This window comes from Tardiphaga sp. 866_E4_N1_4 (genome assembly GCF_052076075.1).
Lineage (GTDB): Bacteria > Pseudomonadota > Alphaproteobacteria > Rhizobiales > Xanthobacteraceae > Tardiphaga > Tardiphaga robiniae.
The window spans coordinates 5347366-5374255 of the sequence record NZ_CP197242.1 but is presented as its reverse complement, the minus strand read 5'-3'; the positions used below and the strand labels follow the sequence as shown (position 1 = coordinate 5374255).

At 62.6% G+C, this 26890-nt stretch carries 27 protein-coding genes; 15 read left to right on the top strand and 12 right to left on the bottom strand.

The genetic code is table 11. The features are described from left to right. Window positions 1–122 precede the first annotated feature (122 nt). The 6 genes from sciP (at window position 123) to flbD (ending at window position 5705) form a co-directional block, all read left to right on the top strand. Complete coding sequence (sciP, locus tag AB8B20_RS25875; RefSeq protein ID WP_002714638.1) at window positions 123–398, top strand: CtrA inhibitor SciP; 276 nt, start codon at window positions 123–125, stop codon at window positions 396–398. Window positions 399–569: 171 nt separating this feature from the next. Then, window positions 570–2183 (top strand): flagellar basal-body MS-ring/collar protein FliF, encoded by a 1614-nt coding sequence (fliF, locus tag AB8B20_RS25870; RefSeq protein WP_120289119.1) that lies wholly within the window; start codon window positions 570–572, stop codon window positions 2181–2183. 5 nt (window positions 2184–2188) lie between these two features. Further along, entirely contained in the window at window positions 2189–3280 is a 1092-nt protein-coding gene (fliG, locus tag AB8B20_RS25865; RefSeq protein ID WP_089262059.1) for a flagellar motor switch protein FliG, read from the top strand. Then, entirely contained in the window at window positions 3280–3900 is a 621-nt protein-coding gene (locus AB8B20_RS25860; protein WP_175366387.1) for a FliH/SctL family protein, read from the top strand. Before fliG ends, AB8B20_RS25860 begins: the two co-directional genes overlap by 1 nt. Window positions 3901–3921: 21 nt before the next feature. Beyond that, window positions 3922–4266, top strand: a complete 345-nt coding sequence (gene fliN / locus AB8B20_RS25855; protein WP_089262063.1) for a flagellar motor switch protein FliN — start codon at window positions 3922–3924, stop codon at window positions 4264–4266. A 53-nt stretch (window positions 4267–4319) separates the two neighbouring features. Continuing rightward, window positions 4320–5705 (top strand): sigma-54-dependent transcriptional regulator FlbD, encoded by a 1386-nt coding sequence (flbD, locus tag AB8B20_RS25850; protein ID WP_439073136.1) that lies wholly within the window; start codon window positions 4320–4322, stop codon window positions 5703–5705. Here the strand turns inward: flbD and AB8B20_RS25845 are convergent, their stop codons facing one another. Continuing rightward, the gene (locus tag AB8B20_RS25845) at window positions 5706–5888 is read right to left on the bottom strand and encodes a hypothetical protein (RefSeq protein ID WP_093759441.1); all 183 of its coding nucleotides are present in this window, start codon (window positions 5886–5888) and stop codon (window positions 5706–5708) included. Then, on the bottom strand, window positions 5885–6271 hold the full coding sequence (locus AB8B20_RS25840; RefSeq protein WP_439073137.1) for a DUF4345 domain-containing protein: 387 nt from the start codon (window positions 6269–6271) through the stop codon (window positions 5885–5887). The genes AB8B20_RS25845 and AB8B20_RS25840 overlap by 4 nt, the downstream gene beginning before the upstream one ends. Before the next feature lie 174 nt (window positions 6272–6445). Here AB8B20_RS25840 and AB8B20_RS25835 point away from each other — a divergent pair, with 174 nt between their 5' ends. From AB8B20_RS25835 to AB8B20_RS25810, 6 genes are all read left to right on the top strand, one after another. After that, the gene (locus AB8B20_RS25835) at window positions 6446–7555 is read left to right on the top strand and encodes an ATP-dependent DNA helicase (RefSeq protein WP_093759443.1); all 1110 of its coding nucleotides are present in this window, start codon (window positions 6446–6448) and stop codon (window positions 7553–7555) included. A gap of 117 nt (window positions 7556–7672) precedes the next feature. Further along, window positions 7673–8062, top strand: coding sequence for a BA14K family protein (locus AB8B20_RS25830; RefSeq protein ID WP_120288506.1), 390 nt, complete (start codon window positions 7673–7675; stop codon window positions 8060–8062). Window positions 8063–8279: 217 nt separating this feature from the next. Continuing rightward, on the top strand, window positions 8280–8996 hold the full coding sequence (gene msrA / locus AB8B20_RS25825) for a peptide-methionine (S)-S-oxide reductase MsrA (RefSeq protein ID WP_439073138.1): 717 nt from the start codon (window positions 8280–8282) through the stop codon (window positions 8994–8996). Between the two features lie 41 nt (window positions 8997–9037). Further along, window positions 9038–9451, top strand: a complete 414-nt coding sequence (gene msrB, locus AB8B20_RS25820; protein ID WP_093759446.1) for a peptide-methionine (R)-S-oxide reductase MsrB — start codon at window positions 9038–9040, stop codon at window positions 9449–9451. Window positions 9452–9615: 164 nt separating this feature from the next. Continuing rightward, window positions 9616–9996: a hypothetical protein gene (locus AB8B20_RS25815; protein ID WP_139285870.1), complete on the top strand. Its 381-nt coding sequence runs from the start codon at window positions 9616–9618 to the stop codon at window positions 9994–9996. A 246-nt stretch (window positions 9997–10242) separates the two neighbouring features. Then, complete coding sequence (locus AB8B20_RS25810; RefSeq protein ID WP_068733430.1) at window positions 10243–10527, top strand: hypothetical protein; 285 nt, start codon at window positions 10243–10245, stop codon at window positions 10525–10527. 38 nt (window positions 10528–10565) lie between these two features. Here the strand turns inward: AB8B20_RS25810 and AB8B20_RS25805 are convergent, their stop codons facing one another. Then, on the bottom strand, window positions 10566–11084 hold the full coding sequence (locus tag AB8B20_RS25805; RefSeq protein WP_374725705.1) for a DUF4112 domain-containing protein: 519 nt from the start codon (window positions 11082–11084) through the stop codon (window positions 10566–10568). 173 nt (window positions 11085–11257) lie between these two features. Here AB8B20_RS25805 and AB8B20_RS25800 point away from each other — a divergent pair, with 173 nt between their 5' ends. Then, complete coding sequence (locus tag AB8B20_RS25800; protein ID WP_439073139.1) at window positions 11258–11770, top strand: PAS domain-containing protein; 513 nt, start codon at window positions 11258–11260, stop codon at window positions 11768–11770. A 5-nt stretch (window positions 11771–11775) separates the two neighbouring features. Here the strand turns inward: AB8B20_RS25800 and AB8B20_RS25795 are convergent, their stop codons facing one another. Together AB8B20_RS25795 and AB8B20_RS25790 are read right to left on the bottom strand one after the other, a co-directional pair. After that, a complete protein-coding gene (locus AB8B20_RS25795; RefSeq protein WP_439073140.1) occupies window positions 11776–13005 on the bottom strand; it encodes a GGDEF domain-containing protein in 1230 nt (409 codons plus the stop codon). Between the two features lie 275 nt (window positions 13006–13280). Further along, window positions 13281–14108, bottom strand: a complete 828-nt coding sequence (locus tag AB8B20_RS25790) for a lytic murein transglycosylase (protein ID WP_439073141.1) — start codon at window positions 14106–14108, stop codon at window positions 13281–13283. Window positions 14109–15019: 911 nt separating this feature from the next. Between AB8B20_RS25790 and AB8B20_RS25785 the strand changes: the two genes are divergently transcribed. Further along, window positions 15020–15256: a hypothetical protein gene (locus AB8B20_RS25785; RefSeq protein WP_068733419.1), complete on the top strand. Its 237-nt coding sequence runs from the start codon at window positions 15020–15022 to the stop codon at window positions 15254–15256. Between the two features lie 94 nt (window positions 15257–15350). Here AB8B20_RS25785 and AB8B20_RS25780 read toward each other — a convergent pair whose 3' ends face one another. The 5 genes from AB8B20_RS25780 to AB8B20_RS25760 all read right to left on the bottom strand — a co-directional run bounded on the left by AB8B20_RS25780 (window position 15351) and on the right by AB8B20_RS25760 (window position 21147). Continuing rightward, a complete protein-coding gene (locus tag AB8B20_RS25780; RefSeq protein ID WP_439073142.1) occupies window positions 15351–17813 on the bottom strand; it encodes a DUF4238 domain-containing protein in 2463 nt (820 codons plus the stop codon). A 92-nt stretch (window positions 17814–17905) separates the two neighbouring features. Next, on the bottom strand, window positions 17906–18316 hold the full coding sequence (locus tag AB8B20_RS25775) for a DUF4345 domain-containing protein (protein ID WP_439073143.1): 411 nt from the start codon (window positions 18314–18316) through the stop codon (window positions 17906–17908). A 384-nt stretch (window positions 18317–18700) separates the two neighbouring features. Next, window positions 18701–19021 (bottom strand): hypothetical protein, encoded by a 321-nt coding sequence (locus AB8B20_RS25770; protein ID WP_439073144.1) that lies wholly within the window; start codon window positions 19019–19021, stop codon window positions 18701–18703. A gap of 23 nt (window positions 19022–19044) precedes the next feature. Next, window positions 19045–19980, bottom strand: a complete 936-nt coding sequence (ku, locus tag AB8B20_RS25765) for a non-homologous end joining protein Ku (RefSeq protein WP_120288495.1) — start codon at window positions 19978–19980, stop codon at window positions 19045–19047. Window positions 19981–20175: 195 nt separating this feature from the next. Further along, window positions 20176–21147, bottom strand: a complete 972-nt coding sequence (locus tag AB8B20_RS25760; RefSeq protein ID WP_439073145.1) for an alpha/beta hydrolase family protein — start codon at window positions 21145–21147, stop codon at window positions 20176–20178. A gap of 120 nt (window positions 21148–21267) precedes the next feature. Here AB8B20_RS25760 and AB8B20_RS25755 point away from each other — a divergent pair, with 120 nt between their 5' ends. Next, the gene (locus AB8B20_RS25755) at window positions 21268–22092 is read left to right on the top strand and encodes a LytTR family DNA-binding domain-containing protein (RefSeq protein ID WP_439073146.1); all 825 of its coding nucleotides are present in this window, start codon (window positions 21268–21270) and stop codon (window positions 22090–22092) included. A 189-nt stretch (window positions 22093–22281) separates the two neighbouring features. Here AB8B20_RS25755 and rpoD read toward each other — a convergent pair whose 3' ends face one another. Both rpoD and dnaG read right to left on the bottom strand, forming a co-directional pair. Continuing rightward, the gene (rpoD, locus tag AB8B20_RS25750) at window positions 22282–24411 is read right to left on the bottom strand and encodes an RNA polymerase sigma factor RpoD (RefSeq protein ID WP_089262093.1); all 2130 of its coding nucleotides are present in this window, start codon (window positions 24409–24411) and stop codon (window positions 22282–22284) included. Between the two features lie 280 nt (window positions 24412–24691). After that, window positions 24692–26710, bottom strand: a complete 2019-nt coding sequence (gene dnaG, locus AB8B20_RS25745) for a DNA primase (protein ID WP_439073147.1) — start codon at window positions 26708–26710, stop codon at window positions 24692–24694. Window positions 26711–26890: the final 180 nt, after the last annotated feature.

The window sequence follows — 26890 nt, the reverse complement described above, 5'->3', positions numbered from 1 at the left end:
GACGATTATTTCGAACCAAATCCAGTTCTATTCGCATTGGAGTTGTAGGCTTAGGCAAATTTTAAGTCGCTGGGCGTAGATTGTTGAAGTGAGTTCAGTGGTTGAGAGTTTGTGAGTACGCCATGACAGAACCCCATCGCCCGAGGGTCAAATACGTCATCGGGCCTGACGGCAGTCCGTTAACAATTGCGGATCTGCCCGCGCCCGGAACCAAACGGTGGGTCATCCGCCGCAAAGCCGAAGTTGTCGCCGCCGTCCGCGGTGGCCTTTTGTCTCTTGAGGAAGCCTGCAGCCGCTATACGCTGACAGTCGACGAATTCCTCTCCTGGCAGTTCTCGATCGACCAGCACGGTCTGGCAGGACTGCGGACCACCCGCATCCAGCAGTATCGTCAGTAAACGAATCGTTAATATCTCCAATTCGATGAAAACCGGCTCCCTCGTGGGAAGCCGGTTTTCGTCATTTGGCCATATTTTTGCCACCCGTTAACCGCCGTTAACCATATCGAAACCATACCCCGGCAAAATTTGCCCAGTCGGTCTTTGAGGCCGAATCTCAGGGGCTGGTTCGTGCAGAGTCTTCTAAGTTTCCTTAAAGGTCTCGGCGCGGCGCGCCTGATGGCGATGGTTGCGGTCACGGCCGCGCTCATCGGCTTCTTTGCTTTCGTCATTATGCGGGTCACCACGCCGCAGATGACCACCCTGTTCACAGATCTGAGCGTCGAGGACTCCTCGGCGATCATCAAGGACTTGGAACGTCAGGCTATCCCCTATGAGCTGAAGAACGACGGTGCCGCCATCATGGTGCCGAAGGACAAGGTGACCCGCCTGCGCATGAAGCTGGCCGAAGGCGGCCTGCCCAAGGGTGGTGGCGTTGGCTACGAGATCTTCGACAAGTCCGACGCTCTCGGCACAACAAGTTTTGTTCAGAATATCAACCACTTGCGTGCTCTCGAAGGCGAATTGGCGCGAACCATCCGGGCGATCGACCGTGTACAGTTCGCCCGCGTTCACCTCGTCCTGCCGGAACGCCCCCTGTTCTCCCGCGAAGCTCCCGAGCCTTCGGCCTCGATCGTCGTCCGCGTCCGCGGCGCCCTCGACCCGCAGCAGGTCCGGGCGATCCGCCATGTCGTCGCCTCGGCCGTCAACGGCCTGAAGCCGGCCCGGGTTTCGATCGTCGACGAAGCGGGACAACTGCTCGCCGACGGCGCCGCCGACGCGACCATGGAGGGCGCCACCGGCGACGAGCGCCGCGCCGGCTTCGAGAAGCGGATGCGCAGCCAGGTCGAAGCGATCGTTTCCTCGGTGGTGGGCGCAGGCCGGGCCCGGGTCCAGCTCACAGCCGACTTCGACTACAACAAGGTCACGCAGACCTCCGACAAATTCGACCCGGAAGGCCGGGTCTTGCGCTCCAGCCAGAGCCGCGAAGAATCCTCCGCCGTCGGCGAGCGGGATGGCCAAGTCACCGTCAACAACGAACTGCCAGGCAATCAGGCGGCCGGCAACACGGGGACGGCGAAGGATCAAAGCAAGAAGTCGGAAGAAACCAACAACTACGAAATCTCCCGCATCACCAAGACCGAAGTGACCGAAGCAGGCCGTGTCAATCGCATCTCGGTCGCGGTACTGGTCGACGGCAGCTACAGCAAGAACGAGAAGGGCGAGCAGGTCTACGCCCAACGCCCCAAGGAAGAACTCGATCGCATCGCAGCGCTGGTCCGTTCGGCCATTGGCTTCGACCAGAAGCGCGGCGATCAGGTCGAGGTCGTCAACCTGAAATTCGCCGAGGGCCCAACTGTCGTTCCGACGCCGGAGCCGACCGGTCTGCTCGGCATGATGCAATTCACCAAGGATGACGTGATGCACGTCATCGAACTCGCGGTCATGATGCTGCTCGGTCTGGTCGTGATGTTCATGGTCATCCGCCCGCTCGTCCGCCGCGTCCTCGCCTCTGAGCCCGTGCCGGCGCTCCCTGCAGCCAACGCTCTCGTTCTTCCCGACGGTGTCGCCCTCAGCGCTGACGGACAGACCGTCATTCCCGCCAGCGGCCCCAACATGATCGACGTCGCCACCATCCAGGGTCAGGTCCACGCGCAATCCGTGCATCGCGTGGGCGAACTGGCCGATCGTAACCCCAACGAAACCGCAGCCATTGTTCGCGCATGGCTGCAGGAACCGGCGTGATCTGAATGGCATCCGTTCCGCAAACCACCGGCGACAACAGCAGCGACATCGCCAGCGTCGTCGCTTCGCTCGCACAGCGCCAGGGCGGCCGTGCGCCCGCGAAGCCGCTCAGCGGCCCGAAGCGTGCAGCCATCCTGATGCTGGCGCTGGGCGAACAGTATGGCGGCAAGGTGTGGGCGCAGCTCGACGACGACGAAGTGCGTGAGCTTTCACTTCACATGTCGTCGCTCGGAACCATCGAGCCGGAGACGGTCGAAGATCTGCTGCTCGAATTCGTGTCACGGATGTCCGCCTCAGGCGCCCTGATGGGCACTTTCGATGCCACCGAGCGTCTGTTGACCCAGTATCTGCCATCCGAGCGCGTCAGCGGTATCATGGAAGAAATCCGCGGCCCTGCAGGCCGCAACATGTGGGAAAAACTCTCAAACGTGCAGGAAGAGGTTCTCGCGAACTACCTGAAGAACGAATATCCGCAGACCGTCGCTGTGGTGCTGTCGAAGCTGAAGCCGGAGCATGCAGCGCGCGTCCTCGGCATCCTGCCCGAGGATCTCGCGCTCGACGTCATCAACCGCATGCTCAAGATGGAAGCGGTCCAGAAAGAAGTCATCGAGCGCGTGGAACAGACGCTGCGCGTCGAATTCATGTCGAACCTCTCGCAGACCCGTCGCCGCGACGCGCACGAAGTCATGGCGGAAATCTTCAATAACTTCGACCGCCAGACCGAAACGCGCTTTATCACCTCGCTGGAAGAAGACAATCGCGAGGCGGCCGAGCGCATCAAGGCGCTGATGTTTACCTTCGACGACCTCATCAAGCTCGATGCCGGCTCGGCACAGACCCTGATGCGCAGCATCGACAAGGACAAGCTGGGTATCGCACTGAAGAGCGCCAACGAGGAAGTTCGCGCCTTCTTCATGGGCAATATGTCGTCCCGCGCCGCCAAGATGCTGACCGACGATATGGCCGCGCTCGGCCCGGTCCGTCTGCGCGATGTCGACGAGGCACAGGCACTGCTGGTGAATTTGGCCAAGGATCTCGCCGCCAAGGGCGAAATCGTGCTGACCAAGAACCGCGCCGACGACGAGCTGGTGTATTGATGGCCGCCCCCGCAAAATTTCTGTTCGATATGGACTTCGCAGCGCCCGACAAGACGCGTGCGCCCGCGATCACGCCCGCCGAGATCGCGGAGAAGGTTGCCAACGCCGAAGCCCAGGCCTATCGCGCCGGATTCGATGCGGCCCAGCGCGAAGCCAAGGCTGAAAGCGACCGTCGCGCCGCATTGGCGCTGGAACAGATCGGTGTTGCGATCTCCTCGATCTCGTCGCGCTTCGGGGCCATCGAAGAAAAGATGGAAACCGAAGCTGTCGATGTCGCGGTGTCGGTGGCACGCAAACTCTGCAGTGAATTGATCGCCGTTGAGCCGCTCACCGAAGTCATGGCCTTGGTCCACGACTGTTTCAAGAATCTGGTGTCGACGCCGCATCTCGTGGTGCGCATCAACGACCAGCTCTATGACGAAGCACGCGAACGCATCGAGAAACAGGCCAAACAAAGCGGCTTCGCCGGTCGCCTCGTTATCCTCGCCGAGCCGGATATCGAGAACGGCGACTGCAAAATCGAATGGGCGGATGGCGGCGTCGTGCTCGAACGCTCAACCATCGACGCCAAGATCAACGAACTCGTCGGACGCTACATGGCGTCGCGCAATCAGGCCTGACAGGGCTGTGAGGACTAGAATATGAGCGATCCACAGGTGCCGCTTCCCGATCTCAATGCCACCGATCCCGGCGCGATGGGGGACGTGGGCTATGCTGACGAAGAACAGGTCACGCGTATTGCCGCCGATCTCGAAGCGGTTTTCGACGTTCCAGTCCAGGTCTCGGCCGTGCTCGGCCGCTCCAAGATGGGTGTGGGCGAATTGCTGAAGCTCGGGCCCGGCACCGTGCTCGAACTCGACCGCCGCGTTGGCGAAGCGATCGACATCTACGTGAACAACCGCCTGGTGGCGCGCGGCGAAGTCGTCCTCGTCGAAGAAAAGCTCGGCGTCACCATGACTGAAATCATCAAGGCTGAACGCAGCTAATTCGGGATAAACGGCGCCTCAAGGGCGCGACCAGGATATAACAGGAGATCACCATGCGGCTTCTCATCGTTGGTACCCTCAAGGGCCAACTCACCACCGCCACCAAGATCGCCATGGATAACGGCGCCTCCGTGGTTCATGCCGAAGGCCACGATCAGGCGATGGGCGTGTTGCGCGGCGGCAAGGGCGCAGACCTCCTGCTGGTGGATGTCGCCCTCGACATCCGCGACCTCGTGATGCGGCTGGAAGCCGAACACATCCATGTACCGATCGTCGCCTGCGGCATCACCACCGATGCCCGCGCTGCGGTGGCGGCGATCCATGCCGGCGCCAAAGAATACATCCCGCTGCCGCCGGATCCAGAACTGATCGCCGCCGTTCTGGCCGCCGTCGCCAATGACAGCCGCGACCTGATCTATCGCGACGAGATGATGGGCAAGGTGGTCAAGCTGGCACAGCAGATCGCCGGCTCCGATGCGTCGGTGATGATCACGGGCGAATCGGGCACCGGCAAGGAAGTGCTGGCGCGCTACGTCCACACCCGCTCCAACCGCGCCAAGAAGCCGTTCATCAGCATCAACTGCGCTGCAATCCCCGAGCATCTCCTGGAGTCCGAACTGTTCGGCCACGAGAAGGGTGCCTTCACCGGCGCGATCGCACGCCGTATCGGTAAATTCGAGGAAGCCACCGGCGGCACGCTCTTGCTGGACGAAATCTCGGAAATGGACGTGCGGCTGCAGTCGAAGCTGCTGCGCGCCATTCAGGAGCGCGTCATCGACCGCGTCGGCGGCACCAAGCCGGTGCCGGTGGACATTCGCATCATCGCAACCTCGAACCGCAATCTCTCCGACGCCGTGCGCGAAGGCACGTTCCGCGAAGATCTGCTGTTCCGTCTCAACGTCGTGAACCTGAAGATCCCGCCGCTGCGCGATCGCCCGGCCGACATTCTCGAACTGGCGCAACATTTCGCCAAGAAATATGCCGACGCCAATGGCGTTCCGGTGCGTCCGATCTCCGCCGAGGCGCGGCGCGTGCTCACCGCCAATCGCTGGCAGGGCAACGTCCGTGAACTCGAAAACACGATCCACCGTTCGGTGCTGATGGCCAACGGCGACGAGATCGGCGCGGATGCCATCCTGACCCCGGATGGCGATCGTCTCGATCTCGCCAAGACCCCGCCGGCCGTGGCGCATGCAACCCTGGCGGCAGAAACCGTGACCCGCGCACTGGTCGGCCGTACCGTAGCCGATGTCGAGCGCGATCTGATCCTGGAGACGCTGAAGCACTGCCTCGGCAACCGCACCCATGCGGCCAACATTCTTGGCATCTCGATCCGCACGCTGCGCAACAAGCTCAACGAATATGCCGATGGCGGGTTGCCGATCACACCGGCGGGAGCAGGCGCCGGCGACTATCGTGCGGCCATGGGCGCGATGTAACTACGCGAAGAACGACAACGACGCGCCCTGCGAATAGCTCGGCGCGTCCTGCTTGCGAAAAATCTTGATCGGATCACCCGGCGTCAGCTCCTGCCGGGTGAACATCGCATAGGCGTAGAGCGCGAGATAACCGATCGAAATCGCGCCGATCACATAGACGATCCCAATGCCGATCCGCTTCATGCGACCGCACCCCGGCGCACGAGACGGCGGAGCCACAGCCAGATCATCGGGACGACCACGAGTTCGCCGATCAGACTGATCAGGAGTCCCACGGTCGGAAAGCCATGACTGAGCACGGCCAGTAGACGCGCGGCAGCGCCGAACACGAGGATGAAGGTCACGATCGAAATCCGCTCAAAGCGTTTTTCGATCTGCGGGATCGCCGACCAGTAGATCAGCCCGACCGCCACCAGCACGCCTTTGATGAAGCGCACATAGCCTTCCATCGTCACGCCGAGCCTGACGCCTGAGAGGCTGGTGCCGAACAGCACGCCGGTCAGGCCGAACAGGATGGCCACGAGGCCGACAATCGCCAGTGCGATCTGAAGCAGTCTGCGTTCCAAATTGGGCTCCCTAGGCTCAAGCAGCCTAATAACTGCGTCATGGAACGACAATGAGCAACCGGCCACGTTGGCGCACACAACTTGGGGGTCTCCGGCTTGCGTCAGACGCCTGAATGGTTAGCTTTCCCCGCTGAGTCGCGGCAAAATGGCTGCGCACCGCTTTCCAGAGACGCAATGCCGACCTTTACCCCGCATCAGGATGCCGCGCTGAAAGCCGTCGACGACTGGCTGAAGGCGAAGCCAGGCCGCAACGGCACACCGCAGGTGTTCCGGCTGTTCGGCTTTGCCGGTACCGGCAAGACGACATTGGCGCGGCACGTCGCCGACAATGTCGATGGCGAGGTGAAATTCGCAGCCTTTACCGGCAAGGCGGCGCTGGTGATGCGCAACAAGGGCTGCGACGGCGCATCCACGATTCACTCGCTGATCTATCGCGCTCGTGAGAGCGGCGAGGAACAGCCGAATTTCGAATTGTGGGACGATGCACCAGCCTCGAAGGCCAAGCTGATCGTGATCGACGAATGTTCGATGGTGGACGCGGAGCTTGGCCGCGATCTCCTGTCATTCGACTGCCCTCTGCTGGTGCTCGGCGATCCCGCGCAGTTGCCGCCGATCCAGGGTGGCGGCTTCTTCACCGAGACCGAGCCCGACGTGATGCTGACGGAGGTGCATCGTCAGGCTGAGCACGATCCGATCGTGCGCATGTCGATGGATGTCCGCGAGGGGCGGTCGCTGCAGCCCGGGCAATATGGCCTGAGCGAAATCGTGTCGCGCAAGGCACTCGATCCGGACCGCGTGATGGCCGCCGATCAGGTGCTGGTCGGCCGCAACAACACGCGGCGCGCCTACAATATGCGTGTGCGGCAGAAACTTGGCATCGAGGACCTGCTGCCGGTGGCCAATGACAAGCTGGTCTGCCTGCGCAACAACCGCAAGAAGGTGCTGTTCAACGGCGGTCTGTGGCGCGTGAAGGCGCGCGCTGCCTCGAAGTCGCAGATCATCACCATGCGAATTTCGCCGGATGAGGATTTTGGCGGCAAGGTCACCAAGGTATCTGTGCGCGCGGACTGTTTCTCGGGCGGTGTTGAGACGCTGCCGTGGGAGCAACGCAAGCCTTACGACGAATTCGACTATGGCTACGTGCTGACCGTGCACAAAAGCCAGGGCTCGCAATGGGACGACGTCGTTCTGTTCGACGAGAGCTTTGCATTTCAGGAGAGCCGCGCCCGCTGGCTCTACACCGGCATCACCCGCGCCGCGAAGCGCTTGAGCATCGTGGTTTAACGCGCGTATTTTGCAATCAATCGCATGCGCTGATCTGACGCGTCTGGCTCCTAGGCATCGTGGAACAAGATGCCCGCCCGAACGTTTCGGCCACTTACGCTTAATAAGGAGCTCGATATGCATCCCGCGAAAATCTTGACGATGGCTACGATGATCGGCGCAAGCGCGCTGGCGTTTTCGGCGCCGGCAACATCTGCGCCCCTGCTTAGTCAGCCCGGCCTCGCCAGTGCCGTACCGTCGGCCACCGAGAACGTGCAGTATTATCGCCGCTACGGTTATGGCCCACGCTACGGCTACGGTCCCGGCTACTATCGCCGCGGACCCAGCGCTGGCGCCGTCGTCGGCGGCCTCGCAGCGGGCGCCATCATCGGCGGCGCGATTGCGGCCAGCCAGGCCAACGCGGCAGCCCAGCAGAACGCAGCCTATTGCTCGCAGCGCTATCGTTCCTACGATCCGGCGTCAGGCACTTATCTGAACAACGACGGCAATCGTTATCCCTGCCCATAAGCGGACAGCGCCGTCTCCAAACAAAAGCCGCGAGACTCACGTCCCGCGGCTTTTTCGTGCCTTCGTCAGATCCTCACGAATTCGTGTGCGGCATCCCGTAACAACCGGCACCCTCTTCCGTATCTCGGATGTGCCCACCGGAAATGCCGATTGCGAACCACGGGCTCCGGTCTAGACTGCCGGTCATCCGGCCATCGATCATCCAAGAGGACCTGCTATGCGCCGCTCCCTGTTCAGCCGCCTCTCGCTCTGCGCCTTTGCCGGCGCATTGGCGATTTCGACCGCCCTCGTGGCTCCTACTTTTGCCGCCGAAGAGGCTGTCATCATTCCCGCACCCGCAGCGGACACGCCGGCCGCGACCGGCATTCAGACTGCGGTGATTGCGGGTGGGTGCTTCTGGGGCGTCCAGGGCGTATTCCAGCACACGGCAGGCGTCGTCAACGCTGTGTCCGGCTATGCCGGCGGCTCCAAGAGCTCGGCCAATTACACAGCGGTGAGCACCGGCTCCACCGGGCACGCCGAAGCGGTTGAGATCAAATACGACCCGCAGAAGATCAGCTACGGCAAGATCCTGCAGATCTATTTCTCGGTGGCACATGACCCGACCCAGCTGAATCGCCAGGGCCCGGATTCGGGTACGCAATATCGGTCGGAAATTTTCGCGACGACGCCGGAGCAGAAGAAAGTGGCGGAAGCCTATATCGCCCAGCTCAACGCTGCGAAGGTCTACAAGAAGCCGATCGTCACCAAGCTCGGAATGCTCGAAGCCTTCTATCCGGCGGAAGCTTATCATCAGGACTACCTGACGCTGCACCCGAACCAGCCCTATATTGCCTATAACGATATTCCGAAGGTCGAGAACCTGAAGAAGATCTTTGCCCAGAACTATATCGAGAAGCCGACGCTGGTGAGCACGTCGAAGGTCACAAATTGACCTGAGCGCTCGCAGCCATCGCCGATCGGGAAGGAGAGAGAATGACCGACACCAAGACCACATCCGGCAAGGTCGAAAAGAGCGAAGCCGAATGGCGCCGCGAACTGACCCCGATGCAGTATGCCGTACTACGCGAAAAGGCGACGGAGCGTCCGTTCACCGGCGAGTACGAACATGACCATACGCCGGGCACCTTCGTCTGCGCCGGCTGCGGCCAGACGCTGTTCGAGTCCGACGCCAAGTTCGATTCCGGCTGCGGCTGGCCGAGCTTCACGCAGCCCTCACGAGAAAGTCATATCGACGAAGAACGCGATGTGACCCACGGCATGATCCGCACGGAAGTGCTGTGCTCCAAGTGCAATGGTCATCTCGGACATGTGTTCGACGACGGCCCCGGCCCCACGGGATTGCGCTATTGCATCAACTCTGCGGCCTTGAAACTTCAGCCTAAATAAATACGTATCCCGTATCGAACTGTTTCCATGCCCCGTGCGACTCATCGAAGTCTCGCGGGGCATTTCTGTCCAATACTTGTCCGTAAGCGGCTCGCCCATTGCCTGTTACTTGAACATGCCTCAGCGGCATGCACGTTCGCGAAGAAGAATAAGAAAGTACCAAGATGTCTACCCGTTCAAACCGTTTGTTGCTCGGCATTGCCCTTGCGGGTCTCATTCTCGAAAGCTTGGTGTCCCACCCCGCACTGGCGACCGACAAGGTGTCGCTGTTCAAGGTGATCACGGCCAAGGACGAGATCATCATCGGCATTAACGATGACCAGCTCTCCACTTTCGAAGCCAAGAATGCCGGCGGTGTCGCCAAGCATTTGGTCCAGAAGGGTACGCTGACGGCCTGGCAATACGCCGTGCGCAAGGCCGAGGCCGGGGCGCTGGAGCAGGCGCCTTTGCGGCAGGTGGGGCTTATGTCGACTGAGGCCCTGCGGGTCGAGCCCTATACCACCCCCCTCAAAATCGTGCCGCTGCCGGACGTGACCGGACAATAGGCAAATATTGCGCCGCGCGCGCCACTGCCCATGCCTTAAGCGCACGCTAAGCTCTTTAAATCACAAAGCTATTACGGCAATACCGTCCGCGAACTGCGATTCATCATGCTGTATCGCAGGTGTCGCAATCGGCCAAAACGTGCTTATATTGGGGTCTGTCCTGAAATGATGTTCCGCGCGCCGCCGGATCGGCTGCATTGCGAATGAAGCGTCGTTTCGTTGCGTATTCAGATGAGGTCCCCGACCATGGCAGCTTTCAGCTACAACACCGCAGCCGAACTCTTCCCCGCCGCGATCCGCAAGAAAAAGCGTGCCGGTTTCGCCTATCGTCGTTTCGATACGGCCGCGGCCGCGGTCCAGTTCGCGATCGAGGAGCTGCCGGCTGACTCGCTGAACGGCGCCTATCTGCAGGTCGAGGAAGCGCGTTTCGACCAGAGCGGCATCCGCTCGCTCTATGAGAGCCAGGATTTCCCGCTCGAGCGCCGCGTGCGCGCCGAAGAACCTGCGACCGACGACGCCGACGCAGCTTGAGCTTCACGAATTGAGACGATCGCAGCCCGGACTCTGAACTAGAGTCTGGGCTGTTTTTCGAGCCACTTGCGCAGCATTCTGACGTTGCGGACATTGGCCCGGAACATCACGTCGAACGCATCGCCGATAAACGGCACGATGCCGACAGCACCGTCCACCGCAACATTGCCCAGCATCCGCGCCGTGAGATGCCACGGCGCGCCGAGCGCCCGTGCCTCGCGCACCACCCAGAGCGAGATCGCCGTGGTGATGATGTCGCCCACGATCGGAATCAAGCCGATCAGACCATCGATGCCGTAGCGGATCTTGGTGCCTGGCACGATGAAGGCGACGTCGAGCAGTTTCGCCAGCGCATCCAGCCGCGCCAGCCGTTGCTCGCGCGTGAGATTGGCAAACGGATTGGCGCCCGCTCCGAAGTCGAACCGAAAGCCCTGCACATCCGGCCGAAGTTGCTCGGGCCGAACCTCAAAACCGTCCTGATCGATGATCGGACCATGCGCGGACGCCGCCTTGCGCGGGCGGCCGGCGTCGTAAGTGGTTGATTGACCTGTGCTCATCATGGCCATGACATGGGGGACACGCGCCAACTCTGCAAGCGGCATCGCGTCACGCCTCATCGGGCGCTCCACCGCGATCCCCATATTTGCTGCGCAGAAATTCTCCAACCACCGGTTGAATTGCAAGGAGCCCGCTATATTCTGCCCCCGCCGGGAACGGGTGGGGATGAGCGATGCGACGACCCTTGGGTGACCTGTGCCTCGATATTGCAAGCTTCGCCCGGGAGCGGAAGCACGAATTTCTCTCCTACATCCTGCGGCTCGCGGCAGCAGAGGCCTACCAGACCACGGCCGAAGACGACGCGTTCGAGATGCCGATGCCGCGCCGGCTCGCCGCCCGTGAACTGATCGCCGGTTTCTGGGACTGGGACATCAGCAACGACCGCAACTATCTTGATGCAGGGGCTGCCCGCTTCTTCAATGTCGATCCCGAAACGGCCGCGCGCGGTCTGCCGAACATGGCCTATCTCGCAGCGGTCCATCCCGATGACGTTGATCGGGTGCACGCGGCGGTCGCGGCCGCGATGCGATCGGGCGGCATCTTTGAGTGCGAGTGTCGGCTGATCAAGAACGACCGGATCAGCTGGGTTCTCGCGCGCGGCAGTTGCACGCTGGACGGACATGGCCGCCCCGTCCGCCTGCCCGGCGCGATCATCGACATCACCCACGACAAGACGATGAACTGAGGCGATCAGGCCAGCTTGCGGGCGCGGTCGATGGCTTCGTCCATGTTGAGAGCCGGCACCATCGACGGCGCTTCGAGATCGCAGAGGGCGAAGCGGTTCTTGCCGTCGTTCTTGGCGGCATAGAGCGCCTGGTCGGCAGCCGCGATCAGTCGCTCCGGATATTGCCCGACCTGCGGGTGCCACTGCGCAACGCCGATGGATGCCGCAATCGGAATCTCGCCGGGCGCGCAGCCTGCGGCGTCGATGCGGCACACTTCCAGAATGCGGCGCGCTATGTTTGCCGCTTCGTGTAGCGTCGTCGCCGGCAGGATGATGCTGAACTCGTCGCCGCCGGAACGCGCGAGCAGATCGCCGGGGCGGAGTTTGCTCTGGGTCATCAGCGTGAAGTGACGCAGGCAATCGTCGCCGGCCGCGTGGCCGTGGCCGTCATTGATTTCCTTGAAGCCGTCGAGATCGATCGCCAGCAGCGCAAACGGCTTTTGCGTGCGGCGCGCCAGCGCGCATTCCTCGGTGAGACGCTGCACCAGATGGCGGCGATTGGCGACGCCGGTGAGATCGTCGACCAGTGCGAGTTCGGCGACTTCGCCGCGCAGGCGGTCGATGGCCATCAGGAGGAATCCGAAATTCCACGACATCGCCAGGAACACCAGCACCAGCACCATCATGGCCTGGAGATTGTTGAAATCGGCAAAGGTCATGTTGCCGCCGATATTCGCCAGCGCCGCGGCCGAGCGCACGGCATGCGCAGCAACGAGCGTGATGGCGAGCCAGCCGGCGAGACGGGCGCCGGCATTGCCGCCGCCATCCTTGCGCGACAACAACAGCGGCACGGTCATGACAACGGTGACCGACTGGCCGGCGGAATAGATCAGCACGCGCATCGTCATGTTGTCGTGCCACAGCGTGAACAGCAGCAGGCCGGCCAGGCTGGCGGCGATGATGACGGCTTGCGCGCGCCAGCCCGCCGGGCGGCCGTAAAACTGATTCATGCCGATGGCGGCGAGGCTGGTGGCCAGCAGCAGCAGGCCGTTGCCCAGCACGATGGCGATCAGCGGATCGACGCCGACGCCGCGCAGCACCGAGATGCTGTTGCCGAGCGCCGCGGCGAACGCGGCGGCTGTCCAGTAACGTGCCGCGTGCAGATTGGGATAGCTGGTGGCCACATAGGCCCAGACCACGCCGAGGGCCAAAAAGTTGACGGTGAACACCGTGAACAGCGTGCCGACGTTCAACATCGGCGGCACCCGCCACGTTGTGCGTCGCGCTTCTGCGCGCTGCTGTCGATCCCCGCCATCACTCTCACCACTCGTTCCCGGCAGGTGGTAAAATGCGTCGGCGACGCTTAACGGAATCTGACTCGCGGCGGATAATCCCCAGTGTGGTTTTGAAAGAGTGAAAGGGAATGAGTTAATCCGACTTTCACCATCGGGGTTCCCCAAGTTCGCCCGGCGGTCGCGCGGCCTAACGAAAGCTTAACGCCGCGCGCGACCTCCCTCTATCGTCCCGTGGCCTATCGGCCGGCCGCGAGGCGATCGGCGAAATAGCCGATGGTCTTGCGATAGATCGTGGCCCTGTTCCACTCGCGCATCGCCTCGAAATTCGCCGTGCCCTCGCCGTAGGGCTGGCCGCCCTTGAAGCCTGCGGTCTTGAGCAGGTTCGCGGTCGAGGCCAGCACGTCCGGCACCGAATGGCGCAGATCCACATGGCCGTTGCCGTCGAAATCGACGCCGTATTTGATGTAGCTCGACGGCAGGAACTGCGTCTGGCCGAGCTCGCCGGCATAGGCGCCGATCAGGTCTCGCTGCGGCAGGTCGCCGCGCTGCAAGATCTTCAGAGCCGCGATCAGCTCGCCCTGAAACAGCTCGGTGCGGCGGCAGTCATGCGCCATGGTGGAGAGCGTGCGGATCACCGGCATCTTGCCGATGTCGCCCTTGCCGAAATCCGACTCCAGGCCCCAGATCGCCACCACGATTTCAGGCGGCACGCCGAAGCGCTGCTCGATGCGCGACAGCAGCGAGGCGTGACGCTGCATCATCTGCAGGCCCATGGAGATGCGGCCTTGGCCGACGCGGGTCGAGACATATTGCTCGAAACTCTTGTTGAAGGTGCCGCGCTGGCGGCGATCGAACGACAGCACCGCGGGGTCCTGCGTCACGCCGGCAAAGGCCTGCGAGATCACGCCCTGCGACACGCCGGCGGCGGCCGCCTCCTGCGACATGGCCGCGATGAAACCCTGGAAGTCGCCGCCGCATTTGGCAGCCTGCGAGGATGTGGCCGTCAGCGCAACCAAGACGAAGGACACAGCGGCAATGGCAATGGCGGTGATACGATTGGTCATGAAAAACCTGTTGGGTTGGCGATACCGGAGTGTGGCATGACCGGTGTGTCCGAACAACGGCGCGCCTTGTTCTCGTCATTCCGGGGCGCGCGCGACGCCGAAGGCGGCAAGCGTGAACCCGGAATCCCGACATGGCCTAGCGCTATCTGAGCCTCCCATGTCGGGATTCCGGGCTCGCGTCCGGCAAGCGCCGGCCGCGCCCCGGAATGACGTGCGTGGGATCTTCAGACATGCGTCATCACCCCTGTTGTTTACGGCGCGGGGGCGCCGTCGTGCTTTGCATTCCCGCCCCCTTGCGAGAGGGCGTGCGGAACGCCGGGTGCCCGTTGCACCCTTGGGCCTGATGCGAATGCGGTCTTCCGCAATTTAGAGTGCATCAGGACTTTCGGAGGCGCCGAGCAAGTGCCCGACGTTCCGCCTGCGGTGTTTTTTCGGTTGCTTGCACATCTGCCATGGCGAACGGTCCCATCACCAAAATTAATGTCCCAGGGCGGAGGGACAGGGTAGCCGCAAAGCACTTGGCCGAACGCGTTTCGACTTGGTCGTCCGTCACACCGTCCAGAGAGTCTTTCCATCCCAAGATCGGCCGTCTCCTTGCCAGTGGCAGTGCTGGCGCAGATCCGTCCTGCCCGAAGACAGACGTTCCCCATGAACCGCGTGACGCCGCATCTCCGGCGTCCACCGCATCCCACCCCGCGAACGTGACGATCGCGATCGCCCCTCTCGGTGGGGCAGGACGGAGGGGATAATAATCCTTATTCCTGAAACGTCAAGAACAAATCATGAACCTTTGGTCGCAGGCCGCGTGGCGCGTCCCGCCGGTAACCACTGCCCGCTTTTGCCCACAGATGCATGCACGCTTTGCGCGCTAAGGCTTTGACTTCGCCTGCGCCATCCCCCACTTAACCGCCATGGCCAAGAAACCCGGTACCAATCCCAAAGGCGAATTCGCCTTCTTCAACGTCTTCTATGAAGACGGCTCGCAGCGCTCCAACCGCCGCGTCCCCTCCGAATTGCTGGGCGGCCTCGACGGCGACGAGCCGGCCAAAGCCGCCATCGCCGAGCAGGACCGCGAGATCGCCGAAAAGTCCGGCCGTCCGGCGCTGGAAATCAAGAGCGTCGAGCGCGTGGGCGCGAAGAAGAAGTAGTAGCAAGCTTCGCAAAATCAGCATCTGAATTTGAAATGGCCGGGCTTGTCCCGGCCGTTTGCTGTCGAGCGCGAACTCTACGCGGCCGCAGCGGTCAACTATCGTCTACCGTGATTGCCTCGGCTGGTTCAATGAAGAAGGCCATCGGAACACCCGACAAGTGCCTCTCAGAGCTCGACATCAGGAGCAACCTGTTGACCGTATTGTCCTGCATGCCGCCTGGAGGAGCGACGCACGAGATGCGCCCTTCCTTCAAGGGCACGCCCGACTTTTTGAATCCGGCCTGCGCCGCGGCATGCGCTTTGGCGAACCGGCTGGCAAACTGCGCCTCTCGATTGGGCTTCGCCCCGCGCTCTTCCAGATTGGAAAGGTACTTGAAGAGGTCCCGGAGCAAATCCGGGTAGCCTGCGCCGCTCTTGCTCAGGGCCGCGGCGACCACGTCCGTCGCGTTCTGCGGGAACGCGAACTTCGAGCGCTCGATATCAGTCACTAGCGGGGCAAGACCGGGAGTCGCGGCCTTGTAGCGCTTCCGGATAGCGCCCTGGACCTCGCTCCAGCGAAGGGGACTATCCGTGACAATGCACGAACCCGTTGCCTGGGCTAAATACATAGTCATCTCGAAATTCGGTGCGAGCTTGAACATACTCATCTGCCCGCCGCCTTTTCCGCCTTCCAACGAGCCCTCCTGGAGGACGGCTAGAGGATCATCCTCCCGCATCCACACACTGGCACGCATCGTGGCCTCAACCTCTTCCTCACTGAGGTTTGGCTTGAACTTGTGGAGCTGCCTGCGCATCGCGTCCGGCGACATCAGCATGATACCGCGCCGGCTATCCTCTTCCATCGTCTCTCGTAGGCGGGGGTCGTACTTCGGGTCTACCCGCGAAGCTCGAGCCCGTGCCATGCCCATCATCTGCTCGCGAAGATGAAAGTCGAAGTCGCAAGGGTCCGGTACGAGGTTGATCAAGCCGAGGTCGACGAGCGGCATGACATTCAGAAAGAACATGATCGTCTTCAAGAACTCCTGCCGATAGGACTTCGGATTGCCGGTCGGGCTCATCTCCTTCTTCATGATTCCGGGGTGGACGAACGGATGCGCCACTATCAGCTCACCGAAGTACAGCGGAGCAGCGAGCGCGAAGTCTGTGATCGACGACGGATGGATAGACCCCGTGTAGACGGCGCGAGCTTCGCCGTCGGGTTTGGGCAGCAGCGCGAGCAGATCAGTTTCGAGCGGCCACAGCCCTTCGTAGAGGTGGTAAATTTCGCCTATCTTCTCGTCGGTCAGCTCGCGGCGAATCTGCACCCAGTCCTTCCCGGACTCGAGTTCCAGCACGTTCACTATCGCGTGCTGGAGCATCAGGTTGCGCTCGCGGATGCTCTTCTCGTTCCAGGCTGGCCGCAGCGCCTCGGGCTTCGACTGGCAACACTCTTTGAACGACTTCCCATGCCCGCATCCGCAGTAGTCGCCCGGCCGCAAAGGCTTCTCCGGCAGCTTCTTGATCAAGAACTCCCGGGGCTTCTCGGTCCTACCGAACTCGTCCTGGTAGTGGACGTCGCCGCTCTCGTACTTGACGAATATCTCGCCGCCGAACTCAAACAGGCCGAACTCGGGCGGCAGCAGCGTTTTCCGCAGTTCGCTCCACGGCTGTGTCACCGTCCGCTCCGGATACAGCCACTCTTTGCGCCCGCCGCCGATATAGCGACGCGCGCGCTTCTTGATCACGAAGTTGATTTGCGCGACTTCCTGCGCGGTGAGCTTTCGCCCGCGTATGAACGAGTCGATCTTGGTGATGGACTGCCGGTAGTTGCGCGCAAAGGTCCTCTTCTGGAGCGGATCGGTGTCCGGGTCCTTCGCGTATTCCAGGTTCGTGAGGATCAGGCAGTGGTCGCGGTCCATCGGGTAAATCGTCTGCGTCCCGCGCAGCGCAATTCCGGGATCAAGCGGGTAGGCGCACCCTCGATCCGTGGGAGGGACCGCGTGGTTGTAGATCGTCACAGGATGGTCACTCGTGATGAACTTCACGTCGGAGTCTTCGGCAGAGACAATTTCGCGCACGCCGCCGACCCAGATCGTACAGTGCAGCATGCGGACGCCCTGCATCTCGAACATGAGCTCGTTCTGTGTGAGAGCCGGGTACTGGGCCTTCAGCCAATCCAAACCCTTCGGCGTGCGGATTTTCTGGATATCTAGAAAGTCGAAGAAGTCTTGGAAATGCTCGTGCCATTTGCGCATGTCCGTGCCGATGAACGCGCGCACGGCCTGCGAGCCCCGAGTGTCGACATCGCCGAAGAGGCCCCGCTCGATCTCGTCGTTGACGGACGTACCGAAGAAGGTCGAATACAAATCAGTCTGAAAGAACGCCCTTGAGGTCGGCGTGTTATTCCACGCGCCGTTCTGGGTGATCACGCGCCCGTCGGGGAGGGTTTTCTGGTCCGGAGTCATGTCAACATAGGCAATCGACTTCCGGCCGGCCTCGAAGAAGCCTTCCTGATACCATTGCGGGACGTAGTGGTTATCTCTCGTTATCGACATTTCCGCTGCTTCACCTGACATCCCGTACGCTGGCGCCCTCTCCTGACGTCTCCAACGGCGCGCAGCTTTGCTGCGCTGGGGGAGAGGTGACACTGCGGACGGAGCGTGCCCCCTCACCCCGCCGCGCCCGCCATCTGCCTGTTCGTCATCACCTGCGCCGCGATGATGATCCATGGGATCGCCAGCTCCGGCATGAGATAGGTAATCCACAAAGCATGCGGTTCGGGCAGGCCGACTTTTGATATCGACAGCACGCGGCCGAGGCCGCCGACAAACACCGTCGCCGCCATCAGGAAGACCAGCGTGTTGTGTTCGCGAATGGTCGATGCCGCCCACAAGCCCATGACGCCTGACATCAGATAGATGCCGCCCATGAAGCGATGCACGTTGTCGAGCCGCGGCGCGGTCTCGGGCTGGCCGAGATACATCTGCAGCGAGCCGCCGAAGATGGCGATGGCGCCGACCAGAAACAGGCAGACCTGGGCAACGCGCTGACTGAGCAGCATCGGGGCGAGCGACGTCACGGCAATGTCCTCGGGTGAAAATGTGCTTCAAGACAATTGATCGGGCAATACGTGACGCTAGCGCGGGACGCGGCACAATCAAAGGGTGTGGCGGAGTTATCAACGTAGGCCGCGTCGTGTGCGGCGCCCCCTCTCCCGCTCCCGCGCACAGCGAGCTGTGCCAGGCGGGATGCGGACATTCTCCCGGTTCGAGACGGTGCGACCCGAAAGGTGGTGATTGCAGCTGCGTTGGTGACGACCCCTCACCCGACCGGCTCCGCCGGTCGACCTCTCCCCGCATTGCGGGGAGAGGTTAAGAGCGCGCACGATAAGAAGGCGGACCTTGCGGTCCGCCTTCTTTATTCGGTCACCCCCTCGTCGCGGAGAAGTATCTCAGGCCCCGCGTCACGCCAGCCTGAGCGTGAGCTGCTGCTCGCGGCCGGCGTGGCGCTGGACGAAGTCGTCGAGCGACGAGGTGACGTCCTCGTAATTGCGGTCGGCGCGGCGGCGGATCTCGCGGGCGACGTCTTCCGACACGTCGTCGGCCCAGCGCTCGGCCGTGTTGAAGGCGATCACGCGCTGCGGATCGTTGTACTGGCCGGACATCAGGTCGGCGATGACGGTTTCGAGATCGGTCGCCGCGACATCGGCCTCGCGCCAGGCGCAGCCGGCGCGGTCGAAACAATCCAGCACGAGATAGACGGTCTGCTCGCCGGCATCCGGCACCAGCGACGGGGTCCAGGCGCGCGTTATCCCGCCCTCCTGCCCTTGGTCACCCCTTTGGCCACCGGCCGCACCGCCTTCTTCGCCGGCGCGGGCTCCTTCTTGCCGGTGATCGGCAGCAGCATTTCCTTCTGGCCGGTGGCGCGTTTCGGGGGCTTCTTCGCCTTTGGCTTCGGCGCGGCGCCGCCGCCCTTGAGGCTCTGCTGCAGAGCAGTCATCAGATCGACCACATTGGTGCCGGGCCGCGCCTTGCCATGCGGCTTGAGGGCGACGCCGCTGCGCTTCTGGTTGACGAGATCGACCAGCGCGGACTCGTAGCGATCCTCGAATTTGCCGGGCTCGAATTCGGCGGCCTTCTGCTCCACGATATGCCGCGCCAGATCGAGCATGTCCTTGGTGACCTTGACGTCCTGGATGTCGTCGAAATACTCCGCCTCGTCGCGCACCTCATAGGGATAGCGCAGCAGCGTGCCCATCAGCCCGTTCTTCAGCGGCTCCAGCGCGATGATGTGCTCGCGATTGGTGAGCACGAGCCGGCCGATGGCCACCTTGCCCATGTCGCGGATGGTCTCGCGGATCACCGCATAGGCGTCGTGGCCGATCTTGCCGTCGGGCACGAGGTAATAGGGACGAATGGCGTAGCGCGGGTCGATATCGGCCTTCGGCACGAATTCGTCGATCTCGATGGTCCGGGTGGAGTCCAGCGCGATGTTGTCGAGTTCGTCTTTCGACACTTCGACATAGGTATCGGTATCGACCTTGAAGCCCTTCATGATGTCGTCTGCCGCCACCTCCTCGCCGGTATCCGCATCGACCTTCAGATATTTGATGCGATGGCCGGTGTTTCGGTTGATCTGGTTGAAGCTGATCTTCTCGGAATCCGACGTGGCGGGAAACAGCGCGACCGGACAGCTCACGAGGGACAGGCGCAAAAAGCCCTTCCAATTGGCACGCGGGGCCATGACAATACTCCAACTCACACGACGCGACACAATCCCGACTCAAGCGGGACCCGCCTGATTTGTTCCCGGTGCCGGAACCAGTTCGGGCAGGCCGACCTTCGAACAGCACGCGACCGAGGCCGCCGACGCGCACCGCAGGTGTGCGCGCCCATCTCGATCAAGAGAGCTGTCGGGCGAACCAAATCCAGGCCGCGACTACAGCGCCCGTGTAAAGAACGCGACGATGTCGCGATCGAAGCGCTCATGAAATGCAGCGCGGTCGAACCCCGGTCTGCTGGTGCAGATCGCCGGCACGCGTGTTGCCAGTTGCGCGGAGCATGGCGTCAAGAAATCGTAGTGCCCGGCATTCGCCACGACATGCGCCTCGGGCGACGTCGGCAAAGCGAGGCGAACGGCCTCCGCATAATAGGGATGTGGCAGGACCTGGTCGTCCTCGGCCCGCCAAAGCTGGACCGGCTGACGGACCGCCGTCAGGCCCTTGCGACCGAAGGCAAAACCAAGAGCGGGCGCCGCGGAGACGACCGCCTTGATGCGCGGATCGTGGGTCCAGACGATAGCGGCATCCAGGGGAAGCGGGTGCCGTTCGACGATCTGGCAATCTTCGAAAGCGGGATGCGCCCTGCAGTGATCTCCGAGAGTCCGCAGGTCCGGCTCGCCACCGGCCACCGCGAGCACCGTGAATCCGCCGGCCGAGAAGCCGAACGCGCCGACGCGCGTCGCATCGATACGCCCATGGTCCCCCCATGCGTCCAGCATGTAATCCGTGACCAGCTTGAATTGGCGCGGCCGTTCCCAGATCGCGGTGGGGTTGCCCGGGTCGCGCCAGCTATCGCCGTTATGCGTGAGGGCGGCGACGACGAAACCTGCATTGGCCAAGGCCATGGCGGTGTCGAGATGCCCGGCATAGGAGCCCCCGTGACCATGGGATATCACCACCAGCGGCAGGCGGTCACCCGCGAGTGCCGCATCGCGGGCAACCATCTGTTGATCGGACTCAATCGCCTGCAGCTTCGGCGCAGCGCCGGTGGGATACCAAACGCCGACCTCGATGGGTGGCCCTTGTGGATCGCTGATGCTGAAATGCTGGAAGCCGACCGCGGCGTCGGCCTGGCTGGCGGCAGCGATAGCGATGAATGCGACGAAAACCTGTGCGATGATGCTGCGCATGGAACCTCCTGCGGATTGGGATGACACGCGAGTTCTGCAAACGGCGCCGCCCTGCGCCAGCCGTTGTTCGCCAATGGGCGAACGGGTGCGCCGGTGGGCGAACCGCTGCGATGAGACGTCATGAGCAACGCTTGGCAACGTGATTTTCTGCGGGATTGGGCCGTCGACCTGGCGATCGCGACCGTCTGCGCCATCTTCCTCGGCCTGATCGGACCATTCGGCAGCTATCTGAATGGACCGGCATGGCAGCGCGTGGCGTTTCAGCTTGCCTGCTTCTGGTCGGGAATCCTGCTGTATGGGTCCCTGATCCGCGTGGTGCTGCGATTCCAGTTGAGGCCGTGGATGACGTGGACGGCGATCGTCCTCGGCGTCGCCATCCTGACCGTCCCATTTCAGATCTGGACCGCGTGGATCGGCGTATCGATATGGCCGTTCCTGAGAAGGCTGGGCCCGCTCGACTGGTATGTGCAAGGACTGATCACCGCCCTGCCTGTCGTGCTCGGCTTCACCCTGTTGCTTCAGGCGCGACGACACAAGCGGCACCAGGCCAAGGAAGCCGACGACGCGCCGCCAACGGCTTTCGGCCTGCTCGGTGCGCCGCCCGTCGCGGTGCTTTGCCTGCAGATGGAAGATCACTATGTCCGCGTCCACCATATCGCCGGCCACTCCCGGTTGGTGCTGGCAACGCTCAATCAGGCCATGGCGGCTCTCGGCACCGCTGACGGCCTGCAGGTGCACCGGTCATGGTGGGTCGCGCGGAAGGCCGTTGTGCGCGTCGTGACCGAGGGCCGCAATCTGCGCCTGCAACTCGTCAACGGGATCACCGCCCCTGTCTCCCGCTCGGCCGTGGCCATGGTGCGCGAGGCCGGCTGGCTCACGATAGAGACCGCGCCGGACAACCGCGGCGCCGAACCAGCGCGCGCAGAACCGATTGGCGACACGTAGTCCGCCATCCGCTCGCGACGGGTGGAGGACACGCGCGACACAAAGCCTCTTGACGAACAGAACAAATCATGAACATATTTGCAGCCACGTACCCTGGCAACGAGCGCGTGAAAGCGCGGCACGCACACACGAAAATGCCCGGCGCGAGGCCGGGCATCATCAGAAGGATCGAGTGATCGACAGCGACCGTTAGTTATCCAGGAACGAGCGCAGCTTGCGCGACCGCGACGGGTGCTTGAGCTTGCGCAGCGCCTTGGCTTCGATCTGGCGGATACGTTCGCGCGTCACCGAGAACTGCTGGCCGACTTCTTCCAGCGTGTGGTCGGTGTTCATGCCGATGCCGAAGCGCATGCGCAGCACGCGCTCTTCGCGCGGGGTGAGCGAGGCCAGCACGCGCGTGGTGGTTTCGCGCAGGTTGGACTGGATCGCCGCGTCGATCGGCAGGATCGCGTTCTTGTCCTCGATGAAATCACCGAGATGCGAGTCTTCCTCGTCACCCACCGGGGTTTCGAGCGACAGCGGCTCCTTGGCGATCTTCAGAACCTTGCGCACCTTCTCCAGCGGCATGCCGAGCTTTTCGGCGAGCTCTTCCGGGGTCGGCTCGCGGCCGATCTCGTTGAGCATCTGACGCGAGGTACGCACGATCTTGTTGATCGTCTCGATCATGTGCACGGGAATGCGGATGGTGCGGGCCTGATCAGCGATCGAACGGGTGATCGCCTGCCGGATCCACCAGGTCGCATAGGTCGAGAACTTGTAGCCGCGGCGATATTCGAACTTATCGACGGCCTTCATCAGGCCGATATTGCCTTCCTGGATCAGATCCAGGAACTGCAGGCCGCGATTGGTGTATTTCTTGGCGATCGAGATCACGAGACGGAGGTTGGCTTCCACCATCTCCTTCTTGGCCTGACGGGCTTCGCGCTCGCCCTTCTGCACGCCGTGTACGATCTTGCGGAATTCGCCGATCTCAAGACCCGTGAGGGCTGCGAGCTGCTGGATTTCGCCGCGCAGTTCCTTGATGCGGTCCTTCTCGATGGCAACGAAGTTCTTCCAGCCCTTGGCCGAGAGTTTCGAGACGCGGTTGAGCCAGCGCGGATCGAGCTCCGAGCCCTGATAGTTGCGCAGGAAGTCCTCGCGCGCGACGCCGTGGCTGTCGCCGAGACGCAGCAGGCGGCCTTCGAACGAGACGAGACGCTTGTTGATGTCGTAGAGCTGCTCGACGAGTGAATCGATACGCGCCTGGTTGAGGCGCAGCGACTTCACCTCGACGATGATCTCGTCCTTGAGCTTCTTGTACTTGCGCTCCTGCGACGGCGACAGCGAGGGGCCCTGCGAGGCGCTCTCGAGCTGGTTCGCAATGTCCTGTTCCTGCAGCTTGCGCAACTTCTTGTAGCTGTCGGCGATCTTGTCGAAGGTCTCGACCACCTTCGGCTTCAGCTCGGCCTCGATGGCGGCGAGCGACATCTGGTTCTCGAACTCGTCGTCGTCCATGTCGCCGTCAGCAGCGCCTTCCGACGTGCTTTCGCCGGCGGGAGCTGCAGCAGGCGCCGAACGCGGCGGCGCCGGACGGAACGGCGTGGCGGACGGCGGGGCCGCAGGCGGAGCCGCAACGGCTTCGGCGCCCTCGGCCACTGCTTCGCCATCGCCGGTGGGCGGGGCGATCAGCGCCGGGTTCATGTTGTTCTTGGCGTCGGGACCGGCGTAAGTCGCTTCGAGATCGATGATGTCGCGAAGGAAGATCTTTCCTTCGTTGAGTTCATCGCGCCAGATGATGATGGCCTGGAAGGTCAGCGGGCTTTCGCAGAGGCCTGCGATCATCGCCTCGCGGCCGGCCTCGATGCGCTTCGCAATCGCGATTTCGCCTTCGCGCGACAGCAGCTCGACGGTGCCCATCTCACGCAGATACATGCGGACGGGATCGTCGGTGCGCTCGCCGGGCTCCGACTTCTTGACTTCGGTGACGGCCTTCTGCGTGACTTCGACGAGTTCGTTGTCGGTATCGTCGTCCTCGTCCTTGCTCTCTTCCTCGCCGTCGGAGTCTTCGTTTTCGGAAACGTTGATGCCCATGTCGGAGAGCATCGACATGATGTCTTCGATCTGTTCAGGAGAGGTGGTATCGGATGGCAAGACGTCGTTGAGCTGATCGAAGGTCACGAAGCCGCGCTTCTTGGCCTGCTTGATCATCTTCTTGACGGCAGCGTCGGACAGGTCGAGCAAAGGTGACGGCGCGTCTGCGGAGTCCTTCTCCGGCGTGTCAGCTGCCTTGTCGTCTTTTTCCTTGTCCTTGGTCTGCAGCGTCTTTGCCTTGGTGGCCATTCAATGCTCCTGAAACGCGCTCACGCCGGGGGCGTCACCGCCCCACTATCAATCCAGGGGGCGCAAGCGCCCCGATCCAATCATCGTCACCGCTTGACGCACAAAGGGCGGCGCATATCCATCGCCACCCCCGACGTCGTCTTCGCGGTTTTCACTACTTAAGCCCAGACCCTTAACGTGGAGAGCCTTAAGCCCGGATTAACCCTGTTTTTGCAGCCAAACCATGGGTTTGGCGAGTCTTTTCGCGGTTTGCCCGGGCACCATCCGCAGCAAAGTTGCTTCACGAACTGCGCTGGAACCGCCCCGAGGATTCTCCGAACCCCTCGATCAGCGCCTCGATCCCGTCGACCTCAGCCAACCGGGCCTTCACATCGCGCAACCAGCCGTAGTTCGTTTCGCTCGCTTCTGCGCCCAGAGCAAGCTCCGCGTCTTTAAGCTCCCTAAGTAATGAGTGCCACTGGCGATGCAAGGCAACGAGCTGCGTCCAGGTGGAAAGAACATCCTCGCGGGCTGCGCCGGGCCGCGCCGCCCACACCGCCTGAGTGGTAACCGCCTGCTCAACGTGTTGTAATTGCTCGGAATATCCAGCTTTAACCAGATCTGAACGCATTTGTTCACTTTGCTCGGCCTCATCGCCGTGATGATGCTCATGGGCAAAGGCCGCGATGATCCCGGCACGCAGCCGGTGCATCTCGGGATGGGCGAGTTCCAGTGCCGCCACCTCCTCCAGCCGGTCATGCAGCAGCCAGGGATGGTTGATCAGCGACTGCACGATCAGCGCCTCGCGCCTGGAAATGGCGCTGCGCTGGCCGCGCATGATCGACGACGTCGCAAGCTGTGGACTGACCACCTGATAGGGCCCGCGCTGGATGGTCTGGGGCCCGGCATTGGCCCCGCCCCGCCCGCCGCCACTGATTCGCCCGGCCGGACCGGGGGTAAACGGGCGCGGAGAACGGGCAAAACCGCCGCCTCCGCCGCCCTGCTGGAAGCCGCCGCGCCCACCGTTGTTACCGCCGTAGTTTCGCGGGCCGGTGCCGAAGGCGCGCTGCAGCCGCTCGGTCATGTCCTGGCGGTAGTATTTCTTCACGACGTCGTCGCGGATGCCGTTCGACAATTCGTTGATCCGCGCCTCCAGCGCCGCACGACGCTCCGGCGTCGCGAAGGTGCCGCCGGCGATCTCGCGCGCCCAGATCAGATCCGATAGCGTGCCCGCCGCGGCCATTACGTCCTCGATCGCGGCGCGGCCGCCGGAGCGGGCGAGGTCGTCGGGATCCTGTCCTTCGGGCAGCAGCGCAAATCGCAAACTCTTGCCGGGCTTGAGATGCGGCAGCGCCAGCTCCGCCGCGCGCCATGCCGCCTTCTGGCCAGCCTTGTCGCCGTCGAAACACAGGATCGGCTCGTCGGCCATCTTCCATAGCAATTGAAGCTGGTTCTCGGTCAGCGCGGTGCCGAGCGGCGCCACCGCACCGGGGAAGCCGACGCCGACCATGGCAATGACGTCGACATAGCCTTCGACCACCACCAAAGGTGCGCCGTCATGGGCGGCCTTCCGCGCCATCGGCAGGTTGTAGAGATTGTCGCCCTTGTGAAATAGCGGTGTTTCCGGCGAGTTCAGATATTTTGCCGGCGCATCCTTCTTCAGCGCGCGGCCGCCAAAGGCGATGATACGTCCGCGCACGTCGGAAATCGGAAACATCACGCGATCGCGAAAGCGATCATAGGGCACCGGGATGTCCTCGCCGCCGATCAGCAATCCGGCCTCGACCATGTCGGGCACCGGCACGCCGGCGGCGCCGAGATATTCCTTCAGCGCGAAACGATCTTCGGATGCAAAGCCCATGCGGAACTGCAGTTGCACCGCGGGCGTGATGCCGCGATCGGCGAGATAGCCGCGTGCGCGCGCGCCTTCGCGCCCCACCAGCGTGTCCGCGAAGAATTTTGCGGCGAGATCCATCACGTCATAGAGCGTTTTCCGTCGCTGCTCATGGCGCGCCGCGTCCGGCGTCGCCGCCGGCAGCGCCACGCCCGCCATCTGCGCCAGCCGCTCGACCGCCTCGACGAAACTGGCGCCGTCGGTCTCCATCACGAAATTGATGATGTCGCCGTGCTTGCCCGACGAGAAGTCGTGGTAAAATCCCTTCTCGTCATTGACGAAAAACGACGGCGACTTCTCCTGCTGGAACGGCGACAGCCCCTTCCACTCCCGCCCGGCCTTCTTCAGCTTGACGCGCTTGCTCACGACTTCCGAAACCGGAAGCCGGGCGCGCAGATCATCGAGGAATTGGGGCGTGAAGCGCATGGGGTGTACTGCATATAGGGCGCGCGGCGACAAAGGCCAGAAATCGCCGATCCGGCCCCATTATACACAGGGGCTCACCGACCAGATACCTCAGCCCCGCTCGTCATTCCGGGGCGTCCGCGCCACTTGGCGCGGGCGAACCCGGAATCCCTGAGTGTTAGGCACTTCTATCCCGCCGTG